This window comes from Bradyrhizobium rifense, assembly GCF_008123425.1.
Lineage (GTDB): Bacteria > Pseudomonadota > Alphaproteobacteria > Rhizobiales > Xanthobacteraceae > Bradyrhizobium > Bradyrhizobium rifense.
In genome coordinates, this window is sequence record NZ_VSSS01000125.1 from 1 (window position 1) to 16,674 (window position 16,674).

At 64.4% G+C, this 16,674-nt stretch carries 22 protein-coding genes and 1 pseudogene; 12 read left to right on the top strand and 11 right to left on the bottom strand.

The window, feature by feature from the left end; translation table 11 throughout:
- Positions 1–207: 207 nt before the first annotated feature.
- Complete coding sequence (locus FXB40_RS47230) at positions 208–384, bottom strand: hypothetical protein (RefSeq protein ID WP_246208391.1); 177 nt, start codon at positions 382–384, stop codon at positions 208–210.
- A 461-nt stretch (positions 385–845) separates the two neighbouring features.
- On the opposite strand from FXB40_RS47230, the gene FXB40_RS49780 reads away from it, so the two are divergent.
- Both FXB40_RS49780 and FXB40_RS47240 read left to right on the top strand, forming a co-directional pair.
- On the top strand, positions 846–908 hold the full coding sequence (locus FXB40_RS49780) for a hypothetical protein (RefSeq protein ID WP_347339816.1): 63 nt from the start codon (positions 846–848) through the stop codon (positions 906–908).
- Between the two features lie 143 nt (positions 909–1,051).
- Positions 1,052–1,786: a Crp/Fnr family transcriptional regulator gene (locus FXB40_RS47240; RefSeq protein WP_148779083.1), complete on the top strand. Its 735-nt coding sequence runs from the start codon at positions 1,052–1,054 to the stop codon at positions 1,784–1,786.
- 218 nt (positions 1,787–2,004) lie between these two features.
- On the opposite strand, the gene FXB40_RS47245 is transcribed toward FXB40_RS47240, so the two are convergent.
- Both FXB40_RS47245 and FXB40_RS47250 read right to left on the bottom strand, forming a co-directional pair.
- Complete coding sequence (locus FXB40_RS47245; RefSeq protein WP_148779084.1) at positions 2,005–2,226, bottom strand: hypothetical protein; 222 nt, start codon at positions 2,224–2,226, stop codon at positions 2,005–2,007.
- A 253-nt stretch (positions 2,227–2,479) separates the two neighbouring features.
- Positions 2,480–2,719: a hypothetical protein gene (locus FXB40_RS47250; RefSeq protein WP_430648195.1), complete on the bottom strand. Its 240-nt coding sequence runs from the start codon at positions 2,717–2,719 to the stop codon at positions 2,480–2,482.
- Between FXB40_RS47250 and FXB40_RS47255 the strand changes: the two genes are divergently transcribed.
- Both FXB40_RS47255 and FXB40_RS47260 read left to right on the top strand, forming a co-directional pair.
- The gene (locus FXB40_RS47255) at positions 2,709–3,965 is read left to right on the top strand and encodes a sensor histidine kinase (RefSeq protein WP_246208392.1); all 1,257 of its coding nucleotides are present in this window, start codon (positions 2,709–2,711) and stop codon (positions 3,963–3,965) included. The two genes, FXB40_RS47250 and FXB40_RS47255, sit on opposite strands and share 11 nt — an antisense overlap.
- A 68-nt stretch (positions 3,966–4,033) precedes the next feature.
- The gene (locus tag FXB40_RS47260; protein WP_246208393.1) at positions 4,034–4,267 is read left to right on the top strand and encodes a DUF2442 domain-containing protein; all 234 of its coding nucleotides are present in this window, start codon (positions 4,034–4,036) and stop codon (positions 4,265–4,267) included.
- Positions 4,268–4,334: 67 nt separating this feature from the next.
- Here the strand turns inward: FXB40_RS47260 and FXB40_RS47265 are convergent, their stop codons facing one another.
- The 3 genes from FXB40_RS47265 to FXB40_RS47270 form a co-directional block, all read right to left on the bottom strand.
- Positions 4,335–4,799: a hypothetical protein gene (locus FXB40_RS47265; RefSeq protein WP_148779085.1), complete on the bottom strand. Its 465-nt coding sequence runs from the start codon at positions 4,797–4,799 to the stop codon at positions 4,335–4,337.
- 87 nt (positions 4,800–4,886) lie between these two features.
- Positions 4,887–5,051, bottom strand: a complete 165-nt coding sequence (locus FXB40_RS48615) for a hypothetical protein (protein ID WP_187437625.1) — start codon at positions 5,049–5,051, stop codon at positions 4,887–4,889.
- A gap of 402 nt (positions 5,052–5,453) precedes the next feature.
- Complete coding sequence (locus tag FXB40_RS47270) at positions 5,454–5,840, bottom strand: response regulator (protein WP_246208394.1); 387 nt, start codon at positions 5,838–5,840, stop codon at positions 5,454–5,456.
- Between the two features lie 366 nt (positions 5,841–6,206).
- Between FXB40_RS47270 and FXB40_RS48620 the strand changes: the two genes are divergently transcribed.
- The gene (locus tag FXB40_RS48620) at positions 6,207–6,368 is read left to right on the top strand and encodes a hypothetical protein (RefSeq protein ID WP_187437626.1); all 162 of its coding nucleotides are present in this window, start codon (positions 6,207–6,209) and stop codon (positions 6,366–6,368) included.
- 277 nt (positions 6,369–6,645) lie between these two features.
- Here the strand turns inward: FXB40_RS48620 and FXB40_RS47275 are convergent, their stop codons facing one another.
- Both FXB40_RS47275 and ku read right to left on the bottom strand, forming a co-directional pair.
- Positions 6,646–6,870, bottom strand: coding sequence for a hypothetical protein (locus tag FXB40_RS47275; protein WP_148779087.1), 225 nt, complete (start codon positions 6,868–6,870; stop codon positions 6,646–6,648).
- A gap of 18 nt (positions 6,871–6,888) precedes the next feature.
- Positions 6,889–7,813 (bottom strand): annotated as a pseudogene (gene ku / locus FXB40_RS47280) (non-homologous end joining protein Ku).
- Between the two features lie 166 nt (positions 7,814–7,979).
- On the opposite strand from ku, the gene FXB40_RS47285 reads away from it, so the two are divergent.
- From FXB40_RS47285 to FXB40_RS48625, 4 genes are read left to right on the top strand one after another with little or no spacing between them, the layout of a single operon-like run.
- Positions 7,980–8,198 (top strand): hypothetical protein, encoded by a 219-nt coding sequence (locus FXB40_RS47285; protein WP_148779088.1) that lies wholly within the window; start codon positions 7,980–7,982, stop codon positions 8,196–8,198.
- A gap of 14 nt (positions 8,199–8,212) precedes the next feature.
- On the top strand, positions 8,213–8,509 hold the full coding sequence (locus FXB40_RS47290) for a hypothetical protein (RefSeq protein ID WP_148779089.1): 297 nt from the start codon (positions 8,213–8,215) through the stop codon (positions 8,507–8,509).
- Positions 8,502–8,750, top strand: a complete 249-nt coding sequence (locus tag FXB40_RS47295; RefSeq protein ID WP_148779090.1) for a hypothetical protein — start codon at positions 8,502–8,504, stop codon at positions 8,748–8,750. The genes FXB40_RS47290 and FXB40_RS47295 overlap by 8 nt, the downstream gene beginning before the upstream one ends.
- A complete protein-coding gene (locus tag FXB40_RS48625) occupies positions 8,750–9,343 on the top strand; it encodes a hypothetical protein (RefSeq protein ID WP_187437627.1) in 594 nt (197 codons plus the stop codon). The genes FXB40_RS47295 and FXB40_RS48625 overlap by 1 nt, the downstream gene beginning before the upstream one ends.
- A gap of 219 nt (positions 9,344–9,562) precedes the next feature.
- Here FXB40_RS48625 and FXB40_RS48630 read toward each other — a convergent pair whose 3' ends face one another.
- On the bottom strand, positions 9,563–9,724 hold the full coding sequence (locus FXB40_RS48630) for a hypothetical protein (protein ID WP_187437628.1): 162 nt from the start codon (positions 9,722–9,724) through the stop codon (positions 9,563–9,565).
- Positions 9,725–9,903: 179 nt separating this feature from the next.
- Here FXB40_RS48630 and FXB40_RS47310 point away from each other — a divergent pair, with 179 nt between their 5' ends.
- Both FXB40_RS47310 and FXB40_RS47315 read left to right on the top strand, forming a co-directional pair.
- Positions 9,904–11,817 (top strand): diguanylate cyclase, encoded by a 1,914-nt coding sequence (locus tag FXB40_RS47310; protein ID WP_148779092.1) that lies wholly within the window; start codon positions 9,904–9,906, stop codon positions 11,815–11,817.
- Between the two features lie 183 nt (positions 11,818–12,000).
- Positions 12,001–13,155 (top strand): YihY/virulence factor BrkB family protein, encoded by a 1,155-nt coding sequence (locus tag FXB40_RS47315; protein WP_246208395.1) that lies wholly within the window; start codon positions 12,001–12,003, stop codon positions 13,153–13,155.
- 428 nt (positions 13,156–13,583) lie between these two features.
- Here FXB40_RS47315 and FXB40_RS47320 read toward each other — a convergent pair whose 3' ends face one another.
- On the bottom strand, positions 13,584–15,455 hold the full coding sequence (locus FXB40_RS47320) for a diguanylate cyclase (RefSeq protein ID WP_148779094.1): 1,872 nt from the start codon (positions 15,453–15,455) through the stop codon (positions 13,584–13,586).
- A 292-nt stretch (positions 15,456–15,747) separates the two neighbouring features.
- On the opposite strand from FXB40_RS47320, the gene FXB40_RS47325 reads away from it, so the two are divergent.
- Positions 15,748–16,050 carry a PilZ domain-containing protein gene (locus FXB40_RS47325; protein WP_430648196.1) on the top strand — a complete coding sequence of 101 codons (303 nt, stop codon included), beginning with the start codon at positions 15,748–15,750 and terminating at the stop codon, positions 16,048–16,050.
- 187 nt (positions 16,051–16,237) lie between these two features.
- Here the strand turns inward: FXB40_RS47325 and FXB40_RS47330 are convergent, their stop codons facing one another.
- Complete coding sequence (locus FXB40_RS47330; RefSeq protein WP_148779095.1) at positions 16,238–16,462, bottom strand: DUF6894 family protein; 225 nt, start codon at positions 16,460–16,462, stop codon at positions 16,238–16,240.
- Positions 16,463–16,674 lie beyond the last annotated feature (212 nt).

A 16,674-nucleotide genomic window follows, 5' to 3' on the forward strand; every position in this document is an offset into this window, starting at 1 on the left:
CACACAGCCAGGGTCAAAAGCTGCGGTCGAGGCAAGTTCGGCTCAGCGTCCGGTTACCAGCGACATCGGGCGTCACGGCGATTGAGGCGCTCTTCGGTTCGAGCCACAAGCGGATGAACTGCGAGCGGCGCAAAGCGAGTGGCTCGGCTCGGATAGACCGGACGCGGACGGCCTGCTGACCCGCATGCCATCCTGCTCGTTGAGCAACTAGGCCGACTTGGGCGCGTTTTTCAAATAGACGAGAGCCCGACGGCCGGCAGAGGTCAGCTCGCCCAGCGTGACCTTCCCCTCCCGTGCGGCTTGGATGAGTTGCTCGGCAACATACCTGCGGCTTTCGTGATCGCCGCCATTCGGCAGTTCCGCACAGACCTCATCCAGGGCCACGTCATGTTCGCTTGAACTCGTTCCGCAAATTCGCCCACGCCCTTCGCTCCTTCGAGAAAACACGGTCGGAGGCTAAGCCCGATTTTGGAATGGGTCCAGCGGAGGACTGCGATGGGGTTAAAGAGTCCGGTTTGTGCAGAAGTGGACTGACAGCATGAAGGATTCGCATTCACGGCGATTCGCGGGAAGGGCGCGCTTTGCTCGAACAATTGCGCCGCTGGACTCGACTTAGGGGAGAAGGAACGGAGCGCTGGGATGGATGATCGGAAGAAGCTCGAACATCAGATCGCGTTGGCTACCCGGACGGCCGCGTCCACCGGAGATGAAAACACCGCGAGCAGGCTGCGGCATTTCGCAGATCAGCTCAGGCGCAAGCTATTCCCGTTCCCTTCCCGCCGCTCCCAGATCACCGCGCGCGCCTATCAGCTCTGGGAGCAGGCCGGCGTCCCTCCGGACGCGACCTGGATTTTTGGCTCGAGGCGGAGCGGGAGATCAGCGCCTGCGACGCGATAAGCCAAGATTAAGGCCCGCCGCCAGCAGGCCGACGCTAAGCCGGCCGATCGTGGGAAAAAAACGGGGTTAGTTCGCCGTTTGTGTACACTTTCGTACCGTCGGTTCCGACAAGGGAACGGTACACCTCGCGGCTTCTCGGGGCAGAAGCGAGCACATGCCTTCCAAATCTCAAGAGATCTGCAACGGCAGCCGTCCGCAAAACGGCCTCCTCCGGTCCGTCGGTGCGAAAGATTTCAAATCGCTCCGGCCTCATCTGGACCAGGTCGAGGTCCATTCCGGTCAGACCCTGTATCATCCTGGAGATGCCGTGGAGAGCGTGTATTTCCCGTGCGGACAGACCGTGGTCTCGTTAGGCGTGGCGGTGGACGATGATCGCGAAATTGATGCAGTCCTAATAGGCCGCGAGGGAGCGGCCGGCGGTTTTGTCAGCCGAGATCGCCAGCCATCCTACTGGCGCGCCGCCGTGAAGGTTGGCGGCCCCATGGTCCGGCTCTCGTCGCGGAGACTGGAGGAGACGGAGCGCCAGTCCCATCCGCTCCGGCAATTGTTCGCACGCTACACGGACTGTCTCCTGGCGCAGATCTGCCAATCGACGGCATGCAATGCAGCACACTCCATCGAGCAACGCGCGGCCAAGTGGATCATCGATTTAATCGAGCATACGGGCACCGAACAGGTCCCGCTGACTCATGAACAATTTGCTGCACTGCTGGGTGTCGGAAGAAGCTACGCGAGCCGCGTCCTTCAAGGGTTCAAAGCTGACGGCATTCTCGATACGGCACGCGGTACGGTGATGGTGCGTGACATCGCGCTTCTTCGGCGGAAGTCGTGCGAATGCAACATGTGGGTGAAGAAGCATTTCGCTGAAGTCCTGGAAAAGACGCAGTAGCTGTCAGGAGCACCGCTTTGTCGTCATGGTGAGGATGAACATCGGGCGCGTTTCATTGACCACGCGCAGGGTCCAATCTTCGGGTCCAATCCTCGCGTGCCTGCAAGCCATGCTCGACATCGCGCGCAAGCCGAAGGGCCGCGTTCCGCGCAGCGTGGTCGCCACTGTGGAGTTCGGCCGTTTGGTCTGCGTCGGGGCCGAGTTCCATCTAACCGTGCTCAAGCTTTCAGGTCGAACTGGCTGCGCAGCCTGTCCGCGATCGTCTCGATCATGTCGCACCGTTCCGCATCTTGCGGCCCCTCGGTCATGATCACGACCTTCCAGGAATCCTCATGGGGCGCCACGGAGATCGCCAGGTCCGTCGGCCACTCGCAGATGTCTTCCATCTCCATCCTGATGGCGGATTCGAGTTCTTCGCGAGTTTTCGCAGGTTTCTTCAAGCTGGTTCTTTCACCGCTCGGAACGGGACCACCGCCTTTGGCTATCCGCGCGAGCGCATGTTTTTGAACAGCGGGCCTTTGAGCCTTTGGCTATCCGCGACAGGCGCCGTACTCAAACGGCGGGCGGTGGTCCGACGAGTCAAAGATGTCGCCCGGATAATGTTCCGCGCCTTTGGCTCCAGGCGCCATCCTGCCGCCCGGCCGGGAGGTCCCTGATCCACTTCCGCATTGCGTCGGGAGTAGATGGGTGGTCTCAGCTTGATCTGCCGGCATCGTCGAGCAGCGTGCCGATGAGCTTCAACAGCGCCTGATGTTCCGGGCCGCCGGCCCCCTCGCGCAGGAATTTGCCGATGTCCGTGTAGGATGTCCGCCCGCCCGAACTGGCGTTCGGCCGGTGCTTCACGGCCGGCAGCTTCGAGTCCGGATCGCGCGCGAGCGCCCAGACGTCGCCATTGCTGCTTTTATGGATGAGCCGTTCGGTCATGCCGGTCAATCGGTTGGCCGGCATTCCGTTCCCGATTGCGCAGGGGACGCGGCCCCTCCGCTGTGCCATCATACGTGCTTCCCCCTTCGCGGCGCCGGCAGAGAGGCCGGGCCATGGTGCCGCCGGTCAGCGCGCCATGGGGGCGAAGAAAGGACTGGCGATGTCATCCGACCAACCCGCTTCGGAGCTGTCCGAGACCGTCCAGCAGATCAACGATCTGTTCGACTCGGCAGAACTCTCGAAGGCCCTCGAGACGGAAGAATTCAAGCAGTTCCTCGATCACATCCCGATCGCTATCGCAGTCTCGAAACTGTTCCGCGGCGACCAGCGCATCTGCTACGCGAACAAGGCCTTCGAAACGCTCTTCGGCCACGACGCGAAGGACTGCGCCGGCAAGGGCTGGTCGATCCTGGCCGGGTTCACGGACGAAAACGATGCGAACGTCACGCTGGATCTGGCCGTGCTGAAAGACGGAGGAGAGTTTCTCGGCACATTCCGGACGGAGCAGCCGAGACCGCTCCTCGTCGAGGCCTTCTCCGGTCTCATCCAAAACGAGGACGGGACCGAGAACTATCGCATCGCGGCGCTGATCGACGTCACCGACAGGGCGCGTGCCGAGCGCGAGGAGTATGCGCGCCGGATCCGCGACAAGGACATCCTGCTGCGCGAGCTGCAGCACCGGGTGAAAAACAATCTTCAATTGATCGTCGCCCTCATCCGGCTCGAAGCACGCAACGAAAGGCGGGGCGAGAAGGTCGACTTGCATACGCTGGCCGGCCGTATCGAATCCTTGCATCTGCTTTATCAGGCTCTGTCGAACGAGGCCGCCGGAGGCGAGGTCGATCTCGGCCATTATCTGAGCCAGATCGCCGCCGCGATCATGAACACCTGCGCCGTCGAGGGAGTCCGGCTCGAGCAGAAGACGGAGTATGCGCCGGTGTCCGTCAACACCGCGCTGTCGGTCGGTCTCGTCGTGAACGAGGTGCTGACCAACTCCTTCAAATATGCCTTCGAAGGCCGCGGGCACGGCGTGATCACCATCGAATGTCTGCGCCGGAGCGACGACCGGTATCGCGTCGTGGTCGCGGACGACGGAGTCGGGTTGCACGGGATCACATGGCCGATTCCCGGAAAGATCGGCGCGCTGATCGTTCAAACGTTGAGAGAAAACGCGAAATCGGACTTCGACGTGGAGTCCGCGCCAGGCCGAGGCGTTCGAGTGACGATGAACGTCGGTCGAAAGGCGATCGCTTGAGGCCGCGATAGGTTCCTTGCCGCACGCGGCCGTTCCGCCTCCGGAGCGACGGTGATAGCTTCTCTTCCGTGACATCCTCGCCCCGCAACGATCCCTCGCGTCCCGTCGCGGTGTCCGGCGACATGGTCGTCGTGACCCTGTCCGACGGCCGCAGCATTTCGACGCCACGTCTTGAATCCGCCTCGCCCGCCGATCTCGCCGAGGTCGAACTCACGCCTCTCGGCGTCCATTGGCCTCGTCTCGACGAGGACCTGTCGATCGAGGGCATGCTGGCCGGGCGCAGGCCGACGGTGCCCCGATGAGCGCCGAACGCGACCGATCTCAACGCCCTGTAAGCTGGCACCGGTGCCGCATGCGCCGAGCGGCCGCTTACCTGCCGGTGAGCGAGAGGCTGATGCGAGTGACGATGTCGTCCCAGTCGTGCTCTTCTTCGGCGGGGTAGTTGATCAGCACGCAATGGACCAGGCGCCCCGAGAAGTTGCAGCGGTCGTACCAGACCTTGTCGCCCTTGTAGCTGGAGACCACGAAAAAACGCGGTGTCACCCGCTTGTACTGGATGCGCGAAGGCGGGTCTTTCTTCGCGAGAAAGGAGGCGGGTGAATCGTGCCCGGTGTTCGGGACGGTCTGGATCGTGAGATCGGCGCGCCCGTCCGCGGTCCGGAATCGCTGCCCATACCCGTCGGGCCGGCCCGCCGCTTCGGTGAAGATCGAGGTAGGAAGATCGACCGAGGTGCCGCTCTGCGGAATCGTGTACCTGGTCCATCTCACCGGTTGCGCCGAGACCGTCGCCGTCGAGGCGACGAGTGCCAACGCGAGAGCGACCGTCGATTTCATCGCATTTCCCTCCAACAATCACCGTGGAAATGCGGCGAAGGTCAACTACGTTCCAGGAAGCCTCGCGCCATAACGAAAGCACTCGAGCTACTCGCCTTCAGCCGCAGGATCGTCGGGATCGAGGAAGCTCAGCGCCGTCTCGATCTTGGCGAGAAGCCGCTCGATCTCCTCGCGCTCGTTCGGACCAGGGTCGTTCTCGAGTTGCTCCATGAGCTGCTGCCTCTGGGCAAGCAGCTTTGCGACCGGCGACATCCGGCCTCCTCCGGTTTTCGTTGACCTGTGAAAGATGAAGTGGTGCGCCGCCGAGGCCCGCGCCAGCGGCGCAGTGTCCGCTCAGAAAATCCCAAGAAGAACGAAAACTGCGACCTCGGCCAGGAAGGCGCCGGTCATGAGGGCGGCCGTCAGAACCATGGGCATGGGGGCCATTGCTACCGCCTTCCGTTCGAAGCCCCTGTGCTGAATTCATGACGGCATGAAAAAGTTTCGGTTCCGCCACCCAAGTTCCCGATGTAGCTTCCGTGGCGGGCAGGACGTTTCAACCGGGGGCGCTTTGATGCGGATCCTTGAATTGTCATGCTGGTGCGTGACCGTGGTGGGTGTGGCCGTGGTCGTGGCCGTCGTCACGCTGCTCTGACGCCCGGCGGCATAGGCCGTTCAGGCTGACGGCGAACCCGTGTTCAGAAGCTGCGAGATCGCCGTGACCAGTTGCGCCGGCGCGAACGGCTTTTCGACGAGGATGCTGTTCGGGACTCCCTGCGACTTCCACTCCTCGGCGTGGCCGCCGGTCATGTAGACGACGGGGAAGTCCGGATCGATCTCACGGATCTTCCGGGCCAAAACCCAGCCATTCGGCCCGGCGCCGATGCCAATGTCGGTCAGCAACGCACGGTACTTGGATCGGTCGTGGCGGAAGCGGGAAAGAGCATCTTCGCCGGATCCGGTGAGCTCCGCCGCGAAGCCGCCCTCGGTGAGAGCGTCTTGCACGAACTGCTGGATCGCGGATTCGTCCTCGACGACCAGAATGCGGACAGGATCGGTCACTCGAGGCTCCATCGCCCACGACCAACCCGAAAAGGACTACCCCCGGCGGCGTCGGGCGCCCCGTCACCGGCAGCTTCTCGAGGTCGTTCGGCCTGTTCCTTTAGATCGGCCGCCTTCTCGACCAGGCCGGCCGCGATGTCCGGATCGCCAACAGCCTTCGCAAACCTGAGCAAGGTCGCCGCCTGCCGGTTGAAATACTCTGGTCCCGCCACTCTACGTCACGCCCAACCGGCCCCGGCCTTAAGGGGGAAGTACAACCTCTGCGATTCGTTCCCCGAAATGTACAAAAGTGAACATTCCGGGGTCGGCCCGCCGAACCATTCCTTGTGCCGAATGTTGGCATTCACAAGGAGAGCAACTGGCTCAATGAGGAATCCGGTCAGACCAGACGACGTCCCCGGCCGCGCCATCGCCGCCGAAATCGGCGAACACCTGCGCCACAGCATGGGCATCGAACGGGAGCTTCCGCCTGTGCTGCAATCCCTGCTCGATCGACTGCGCGCCGCGGAAGACCGTTCGCGGCAGTGAGGACGTTGCAGCGGACCGCTCGCTAACGGCCGCTTAACGGCCTCTGAATATCCTCGGCGCCATGAGAGTAGCGATTGCCGCAATGATTGCTCTCCTCGCGCTCAACTTCGCGGACGAGCAATACAACGCGGGCCGATACGGCCGAGCCGCCAAGCTCATGCTTTCGGAGATCGCAAGATCGTTCGGCTGAGCCATCTGCCCGCGGCGGTTCGCGAGGCTCGACACGCCACGGGCCCTGCGCGCAGGCACGCACCCTCGACCCGCGAACTGACGGGCTCTACCGCCGACGGGCGACCCAGACTCCGAGCAGGAACGCCACCAACAGCGACTGTAGCGGCGCCTTGACGGCCATTTCGCGTAGCCAATCTGCCCAGCGCATCGCGGCATCCTGCGACGGCGACTGGAGCGATTGCCGCCGCGCATCGGAAGTCTGCCCGATGCCGTCCTGTTCATTCGTCAGTCCGGAGGCTTCCGTCATTGCCGAGGCTTCTTTCATATCCATGCGGCTCTTCTTACTCCGTCAGGCGGACTTCCGCTGCGACCTGGCCGCCGGCTTCTTCGCCCCCGCCTCTTTGGCGGGCTTCTTGCCGGCGATCGGCATCAGCATCTCCTTCTGGCCTGCAGCAGCCTTGCGCGGCTTCTTGGAGGGCTTCGCCGCCTTCGCCGGCGCGGCCTCCTGACCAACGCTCCGCCGCAGCGCATCCATCAGGTTGACCACATTCGTGGTCGCCGGCCTTTCCTTCGGCGTGATCGGCTTGCCGGCGCGCTTCTGGTTGATCAGCTCGATCAGCGCGGTCTCATAGTGGTCCTCGAACTTCTCCGGCTCGAAGTTGCCGCCTTCTGGTTCACGATGTGCCTGGCGAGATCGAGCATGTCTTTGGTGACCTTCACGTCCTGGATCTCGTCGAAATACTCCTGCTCGGAGCGCACTTCATAGGGGTAGCGCAGCAACGTGCCGACGAGGCCCTTGTCCATGGGCTCGAGCGCGATGATATGCTCGCGGTTGGTCAGCACCACGCGACCGATCGCGACCTTGTCCATCTCGCGGATGGTCTCGCGGATCACCGCGAAAGCGTGTGCCCGACCTTGCCGTCCGGCCGGACGTAGTACGGGCGGATCAGGTAGCGCGGGTCGATGTCGGCCCTGTCGACGAACTCGTCGATCTCGATCGTCCGCGTCGATTCCAGCGCGATCTCCTCGAGCTCCTCCTTCGTGACCTCGATGAACTGGTCCTTCTCGAGCTGGTAGCCCTTGACGACGTCCTCGTTGGGGACCTCCTCGCCCGTGTCGGCATCGACCTTCAGATACTTGATGCGGTGGCCGGTCTGCTTGTTGAGCTGGTTGAACGAGATCTTCTCGCTCTCGGAGGTCGCCGGGTAGAGCGCCACCGGGCAGGTGACGAGCGAGAGACGCAGGAAGCCTTTCCAGTTCGCGCGGGGGGCCATGGGTACGCAACGCTCCAGGGTACAGGGACACGGACTCAAGACGAACGAGGGCGGCCGGTTCCGACACGCCCGGCCGCTGTCCACGCAATTCAGGCCACCCCGCAGCAGCCGCCCGGGAAACACGGCGCCGGCTTGACTCTCGTGAACAAAATGAGAACATAAACTGATGAGTGTTGTCCCCGAGCCGTCCGGACCGGCCACCTTCGACCTGGAGGCCGTCGCCGACCAGGCCATTGCAGCCTGCGGCGGCGATGCCCGGCAGGCGGTCAAGGCACTGCTCGTCGCCGTCGACTTTCTCGAGGCCGAGGCCGTCGAGCTGCGGGCCGCGGTGTCCAAAGGATATTCGCGCGGCCGCCACGTGCGCGCAGCGCGGCAAGACCGGTAAGAGCGAGGGATGAGATGCCGATTTCGGTCGATCTGGACAAGAACCCGCTACTGCGCAGCATGGTCGAACACGTGCGCCGCGACTGCACGGTCGACAACATCGGTCTGGTCTTGCGGGCGCGCTTCGGGAAGCCGCTGCCGACCGAAACGGCCGATCGGCTTCGGGACAGTCCGCAGGAAGAACTGGACGAACTCCTTGGCCGCAGCGCGGTAGCGCCCACGCTCGACGAGGCACTGATGGTCCGGCTGCTGGGCGGCACCGTCGGGCCGACGGAATTGCGTGGCGAACGCAAGGAGGATCCGGATGGCTGAGGTTACCTACTACGTCGCTCTACCGTTCGTTTTCTCCGACGAGGGCGTGGCCGCCGGCGAGGCGGTGGAATGCCTGAGCGCCAACGCCGCGGTGATGCGGGCGGAGGCACTCGCCCGCAGGCCGGGCCATGCGGGCGCCATCGCGTTCTCGCGGACCGGAGACCCTTCCAGCGGCGACTTCAGCGACGCCAAGCTGATCCGGAAGTTCGGCGACGTGCCGGACGACTTGGGTGCGCTGTGATGCCCTACCCGCTGGGAGTGCACGAGGCGCTACAGGCCTGGCAGGACGGCGAGATCACCTACCGCCGCTGCCTGCGGTTGCTCGGCGTCGACACCATCGCCGACCTCTACGCCGCCTGCCGCAGCAGCGGCGTCAACGTCCGGATCGAGCCGACGGAGGAAGAGATCAGGCTGTCGAACCGGGCCATCGAAGCGATCGATCTACAGCTGCGGCGACGTGCAGGTGGACGTCGTCGTCCGACCGCCGGGGTATCGGCCACACGGAATCGATCAGGTCGCGTTGGGAATGGGCGCCGTGCTGTCTGCCGGAGGAAAAGCGCCGGCATGAGGACTGTGGAAACCCAAAAACCGCCGCCGGTCGATCGGCTCCTTCACGGCCACCGCTCAGGTCCCGATCCCGCGCAGGCGCCGACCAGCACCGGCGGAGAGACAGACACCTCCGGAAGCTACTTCGCCGGCGGCCGTAGCGGGCTTTCCACCCACTTCAGGGCGGTAGGGTCGTGCAGCGGATCCTCCTCGCAGGCGGGGCAGACGTATGGCTCGCCGCCCGGGCCCGCCTGCTCCGAGACAAGCTTCATCGGCCTCGCGCAGTGAGGACACCGCTTCCGGATCAGGTGCAGTTCGGTCATCTGGATTTTCCTGCCGTGACCAGCTTAATTCCGCAACGAGTGCTCGCTCAAGAAAAAAATCGCGAGCATCGCAGAAAACGATTCCGCTCGACGAGGAAGGCGCCGCAAGGATCATCCGGCGCCGACTTTGCGCATCGACCCGCCGGCCGTGGCCGTACCCGGGTCTGGCGAGGCTCGAGTGGGCTCACCCCTTCTCGTCCCCGGCGCCGCGCGAAGAGTCGGCGCGCCGTTCGTATTCGTCGGCCAGCGCGTTGAGCCGCGCGGCGACGTCCGGATCGTTGATCGAGGCCGCCAGGCGCCGGCACCTTTGGGCCTCCGCGAGCAATCGGGTCTTCTCGTCTTCCATGAGCATCCAACCCGCTGCCGCCGGTTCGGTTCTCCCCTGGTTAACGGACGATCACCGTAACGCGTAAGATCCCGGACACCACGATCGGGCAACGCTTACGCACCCGCCGCATCATGCCGCCGTCGCAAACCCGCCATTAAGGCGTCGGTGGGATCTTGCGCCAAAGGAGCCAGCGTCCGATGCCAAGCAGCCGCCGCGCGGTCGAGAAAGCCCGCTTCCCGTTGTGGGCGGCGGGCTTCGTGGCGTTGGCTTGCGTCGCCATTCTGGCGCTGAGCGCATGGCGCGAATGGGAGTCCCGCGGGGTCGAGCTGCGCAACGCGGAAGTCGATATGGCCAACCTTGCCCAGTCGCTGTCGCAACATGCCGAAGACACGTTTGAACTCGCCGACACCATCCTCGCCGGAATGGTCGACCGGATGGAGGTCGGCGGAACGAGCCCGGTCGCGGTGGCAAAGATCCAGAGCTTCCTGCAATCCCGCAAGTACAACAGGCAACGCATCCGCGGCATCTTCGTCTACGACGAGACCGGCCGCTGGCTGGCGACCACCGAAGACGGCGACTTCTCCAGCTTCAACAACAGCGATCGTGACTATTTCCAGCGCCATCGCGCGTCGTACGATCGGGGCACGTCGATAGGCCGTCCCGTCAAGAGCCGGTCCGGCGGGCAGTGGATCATCACCGCGTCGCGACGCTTCAATCACCCCGACGGCAGTTTCGCCGGCGTGGTGTTGACGAGCATCGACGTCGCCTACTTCATGCAGTTCTATCGGCGCTTCGACATCGGCCCTAACGGCGCGGTCTCGCTGCTGACCGCCGACGGCATCATGCTGGCCAGGAGTCGTGACGACGCCGGCGCCTATGTCGGACGCGACATGTCGGGCTCGCCGTTGTTCCTGACCATGGGCCAGCGGTCTGACGCCGGCGCCTATTACTTCAAATCTCCATTGGACGGGCAGGAGCGACTGAGCTTCTACCAGAAGAGCAGCCGGTATCCGGTCATCGTCCTGGCGACGAAGGCGCAGAGCGACGTCCTCGCTCCATGGCGCCGGCAAGCCGTCACGCGCTTCGGCATCGTCACCGGTCTGACCTTGTCGATGGCGCTGATCGGCTTCTTCCTGGTGCGGTACCTCGCGAAGGGGCAGCGCATGGCGGCGGCCCTGGTCGCCAAGGAAGGAGACTTCCGCCTGATCGCGGAACAGTGCAGCGACGTGGTGATGCGCATCGGGCTGGACGAGCGCATTCTCTACGCATCGCCATCATGCGCCCGCATCCTCGGCTGGGAGCCCGCCAGGCTGCTCGGGACCTCCGCTCTCGCCGGCGTCAATCCCGAGGACCGGCCGCGCATGGAGCAGGTCGTCGCGGCATTGAAGGCCGGAGAGGCCGAAGAGGCGCGCATCATCTATCGCGCCAATCGCCGCCAGCAGCAGGATATCTGGGTCGAGACGGCGCTGCGGGTCACCAGGTCCTCGGCAACCCATGAGATCGACGGCGTGGTGGCGATCTCGCGCGACATGACCGAACAGAAGGACCTGCAGGACAAGCTCGCCGCCCTCGCCACGTCCGACGGCCTGACCGGGATCGCCAATCGCCGCCATTTCGACGAGCGGCTCGTCGAGGAATGGGCGCGGGCCAAGCGCGACGGCAGCCCGCTGTCGTTGCTGCTGGTCGACGTCGATCATTTCAAGAAGTTCAACGATCAATACGGCCATCAGGCCGGAGACGCCTGCCTTCGTGCGCTGGCGCGGATCCTGGCCGCGCAGGTGCGCAGGCCGGCCGATCTCGCCGCCCGCTACGGCGGCGAGGAGTTCGCGCTGCTGCTGCCGAACACGGACGCGGAGGGCTGCGAGCTCGTGGGCGAGAACGTGCGCGTGGCGCTGCGCGACCTCGGCATGCTGCACGCGCTGAACCTGCCGTCCAAGATCGTGACCGTGAGCCTCGGTGGCGCGACCAACATGCCGTCGCAGGGCGCGCCGGACTGCGGCTCCCTGGTGGCGGCGGCCGATCGCGCGCTGTATGCCGCCAAGGACAGCGGGCGCGACCGACTGGTCATGTCCGGACAGGTGGTCGCCTGGCCGGGCGCCAAGAGCGCCTGAGGCTGTCTCCGGCGGGGCACGAAGCCGGTCGAGCCACGACCGCAAGGATCGGTGGCGAGATCGAGCGTGGGCGGCGACCGGCCTGGCACAGCGTCCGGATTTCGCTACTGCCGAGCGCGTTGCGAAAGCCGACCGAAGAGGAACTCATTCTTCGCGATGCGATTGAATTCCGCGGAGGAGTTCATGGCCAAGATCCCGAACTCGGCTATCCGGCGTGCGGATCGCGGCGGATGGAGCCTGGCGGCGGCGCTGGGACTTGTTGCGGTGGCGCTTCTTTGGGATCGCCTTGCGCCGCCCGATAACGTAGCGAGGCCCGACAAAGACAAAGATTTTCCCGAGAAACGCGAGGGCGGCCGGGACGCCTCCCGGGCCGCGGTCTCGACCGAGCAACACGACCGCGGGCGGCTCGCCGCCACGCCCTCCGAGATCCCGTTGCGTGGATGGAAGGACATCCTGCTGCGGGTCTACGGCAACATCTCCGAGCACCGCATCCTCGCGCTCGCCGCCGGCATGACCTACTACGGCCTGCTCGCGATCTTTCCCGCGCTGGCGGCAGTGGTCGCGATCTACGGGGTCTTCGCCGATCCACAGAGCATCGCCAGGCACCTCGACCAAGTCTCGGGATTCCTGCCCGGCGGCGCTATCGACGTCGCAAGGGACCAGCTCACACGACTCGCCTCGAAGGGACATCGGTCCCTCGGTCTGACCTTCATCGTCGGACTTGCGCTCTCGCTCTGGAGCGCCAACGCGGCCATGAAGTCGCTGTTCGACACCCTCAACATCGTCTACGGCGAGACGGAAAAGCGCGGCTTCGTGAAGCTGAACGCGGCATCCCTCGCCTTCACGCTCGCCGGCATCGCCTTCGTCCTGATCGCGCTCGGCGCGGTGGTGGTCCTGCCGGTGGCGCTGAACTTCGTCGGCCTGTCGAACGCCGCCGATTTTCTGCTTCGCATCGCGCGATGGCCCGCGATGTTCGTCGCCGTCGCGCTGGCGCTCGCGCTCATCTATCGTTTCGGCCCGAGCCGCGAAGCGCCGCGCTGGCGATGGATCACCTGGGGCGGCGCGATCGCGACCATCCTGTGGCTCGGCACGTCGGCGTTGTTCTCATGGTATGCCGCCAATTTCGGCAAGTTCAATGAGACCTACGGATCGCTCGGCGCAGCGGTCGGCTTCATGACGTGGCTCTGGATCTCCGCCATCGTCATCCTGCTCGGAGCCGAGCTAGATGCCGAGATGGAGCATCAAACCGCTCGCGACACGACCACGGGATCGGAGAAGCCCATGGGCGCACGCGGCGCGCGGATGGCCGACACGGTGGGCGCCGCCCGCAGCGGCTGACCATTCGGATCCCCGACGCAGACCGCTCGGCCCCATTTTCGAGGTCCGGACGCAAAATGGCCGCAGACGATCCGCCTGCGGCCCACCGGCAAAAATATGAATAGCGATCAAAACGCCAGCCCCGGTGCTGCAGGATAGATAGGCCCTCGGCGGCGTATTGGGATTCCGGGAATCTACGGGCGAGGCAGTCTCAAAGCGCGATCTGCGGAACACCAGTGGCGGTCGCGCCAGAGGTACTCCTGGTACGAGGCACTCGCCGAGTTTCGCCATCACTGGCGACAACTGCCTGGACCGTACCTTTCCGGCGCCGCGGATTCGCAAAGGATCTAGGGTTTGCAAGTAGGCGTCTCAAAAGGCTTCGAATGCTTTTCGGTATGGGACAGCACCGTCTGGCTGCCTGCCAACGCATCAACGCCGCCCGAGGACCGCTAACCCGCTGGCCTGACCAACGTAAGACTTGGATTTTCGGCCGCGACGCAGACCCGGTTGCGGCCCTGCTCCTTGGCCAGATACAGGGCGCCGTCGGCGGCCGCCAGCATCGAGGACGTGCTGTTTCTCGCGTCGCACTTGCCGCCGGCGACGCCGACGCTGATCGTAACGCTGCCGTCCGGGCTTCCGTGGTGCTGGATGGCCAGGTCGTGGACCGCGTTCCGTGCGGCCTCGGCGACCACTTCGGCGTTGATCGCGGCCGTCTCCGGAAGAAGCACCGCGAATTCCTCGCCGCCGTAGCGCGCGACGAGATCCGCCGGCCTCTTGAGGCAGGACGCGAGCGCCCCCGCGACCTGGCGGATGCAGTCGTCGCCGGCCGAGTGGCCATAGGTGTCGTTGAAGGATTTGAACTTGTCGATGTCGATGAAGAGCACCGAAAGCTGCGATCCGGACCGCTGGCATCGCTTGAACTCGGCGTCGAACATCCGGTCGAAACGGCGCCGGTTCGCCAACCCCGTCAGGGGGTCGGTTTCGGAGAGAGCCTTGAGCTGCTCGTTGGCCGCGACCAGTTGCTCTTCCGCGGCCTTCCGCTTCGAGATGTCGCGGATCGCTCCCACGATCTCGGCCGTGGGCTCGTCCGGATCCTGGACGAAGTTCAGTTGGGCTTCGACCCAGACGTAGTTGCCGTCCCGACGTCGGGTCATGTACTCGCACGTCGCGGTCCGATTCTGCGCCCCAAGCTGCCCGATCAGGCCTTTGATCAGTTCGCGATGCGCGGGATGGATGTTCGAATAGGCGGACTCCCGGATGATCTCATCGGCAGACCAGCCGAGAAGCTTCTCGATAGACGGCGAGACGTAGAGGCGGCGGCCATCCATGTCGATGCGCGTGACGACGTCCTCGACGTTCTCAGCGAGCAGGCGATAACCACGCTCCCGCTCCCGCAGCATGCGGGCCATGACCGAACGCTTTCGGGTCTGCAGGGCCAGCACGACGGCCAGGCCGATCAGGATGGTGGAGATCGCGGCGCCGAGAAGCAGGTCGAACCGGCGGTCTCCGCGCCACCCGTCGAGTATGGTGTCTTCCGCGACCGCGACGCTGATCACGATGGGAAAGTCGGACAGCCGCTCGTAGGCGAACTGCTTGGTCCGACCGTCGAAGGGCGAGACTATGGAATAGAGGCCGGTGCCGGCATCTTTCAATCGCCCGCTGAACAGAGCCGTACCCGTCATGTCTTTGCCCACCTGATCGTCGCGTCGGTGGACGAGGACCTTGCCGTTCGTCTTCATCAGAGTGACGGTGCGGTTCAGATCGGCTTCGAATTCCGCGTAGAACGAGCGGAAGTAGGCAAGGTCGATGGCCGCGAAGATGACCCCGCCGAACGAGCCGTCCGGATTCGACAGCCGTTGCGTCATCAGGAGGGTGGGCCGCCCCGTGACGCGAGAGGTCAGCGGCTCGCTGATGCGGGGCGTCTCGTCTTCGGGATGGTCCCGGTGATAGCGGAAGTAATCCCGATCGCCGTTGTTGACCGCAGGTACGGTTTCGAACGACGAGAACATCCAGTCGCCGTTCTCGGCCAGCACGCCGATTTCCCGGACCTGAGGGATGTTCTTGGCGTATTGCGCGAGGAGATCGTTGATCTCGGCGGAGGCCCGCGCCGACTTGTCGGAGTGCAGGATGTATTGACCCGCGCCGAACAGGGCGAGCGCGACGGCGTTGAAGCTCTTCGAGGCGTGCTGGGCGAGCGAGTGCGTCAGGCCCTGCGTCTCGGATCCTGCCTTGGCGAAGGCGAGGGCTCTCTCCTGCATGCCCTTCCAGGCGATCAACGCCCAGAAGCTGGCGAGCGTGAAGGCCAGCAGCACGACGATCACGGTTAACGGCGACTTTACGATCTTCGGCACGGTTCGGATGTCCTGTTCGCGGACAGAATGGGGTCACATGCTGAAGTCGCAGTTTCCGCGGCGTCGCTTAAGGCGGATTCCAGCTTCCATCGTTAATTTGAAGGGAATCTTCCGCTCATTCGACGGAAATGGCCCGTAGTTCTACGCGGCGCGCCGTCCGTTCTGTCCGAACCGGAGCGCGCCGTCGGCGTTACCATGTCGACGCCACCGCACTCCGACGGACGCCAGGGCGAGGGATTGATAAATTGGTGCGTGTCATTTTATGGTTGAGTTCGAGCAGGAGCTTGTCATGAGCGCGTGGGCCGCAGAGCATAGAGTGGCGCCCAGGCGCCGAACCCTGAAAGCCGGGACCATAAGCTTCGGCGGCGGCGCGATCACGTGCGCCGTCCGGAATCTCTCGGTGACCGGCGCCATGCTCGACGTCACGTCTCCCGTCGGAATCCCGGAGCGGTTCTCCTTGGTCGTCGAGACCGAGCAGGCGTCGTGGCCGGCCGTCGTGGTGTGGCGGAAGGACAAGCGCATCGGTGTCCGGTTCGAGGGGGCGCGCGCACCCGCGACCGCTTAGGTCCCGTCGATCCGGTTCTCGCCGTTGCCATCGAAGACCCCGTTCGTGCGACGGTCGACGCAGCGGAGGCCGAAGACGCGGCACGGTCGACCGCTACGAAGCAATCCGACGCCCCGGCGAGGCGTCGTCAATCCATCGCCAACGGATCCGATACGGTCGGCGGAAGGCAGGCCTGAATGAAAACCTGTCAATGCGGCAACTGCCGCTGAATCCGATGGCGGGCGATTTCGTTGCCACGCGTATCGACGACCGATAATTCGGCGTCCTCGTAGTCCCGGTCGTCGGTGCCGATCTCGAAAGCGATTCGCGCGCCGTAGGCGTCCGCTTCGCCCGGCGTCGCGAATTCCATTCCCTCGTCGTCCACTGACACGAAGTCGCCGTCCCGGATATGAAAGAAGTACCTGCTCTGCATCGTCGCCTTCGAGCGTTCTGAAACCGGAGCGGCATGGCGCCACGCGCATGTAGTTTTAGGATGACGATGGCTAGGCCGCCTTCCCGGAGGGGTGCCCCCTTGCGGGATGGTGTCGAACTCGTCGTCGAGAAGAAGGGATAGAACTCCACGATCTGGATGGCGTGCAGCAAGAGGCCGCCGTCGGCGTGGCGTCCTAGCACTACTTTGGCAGA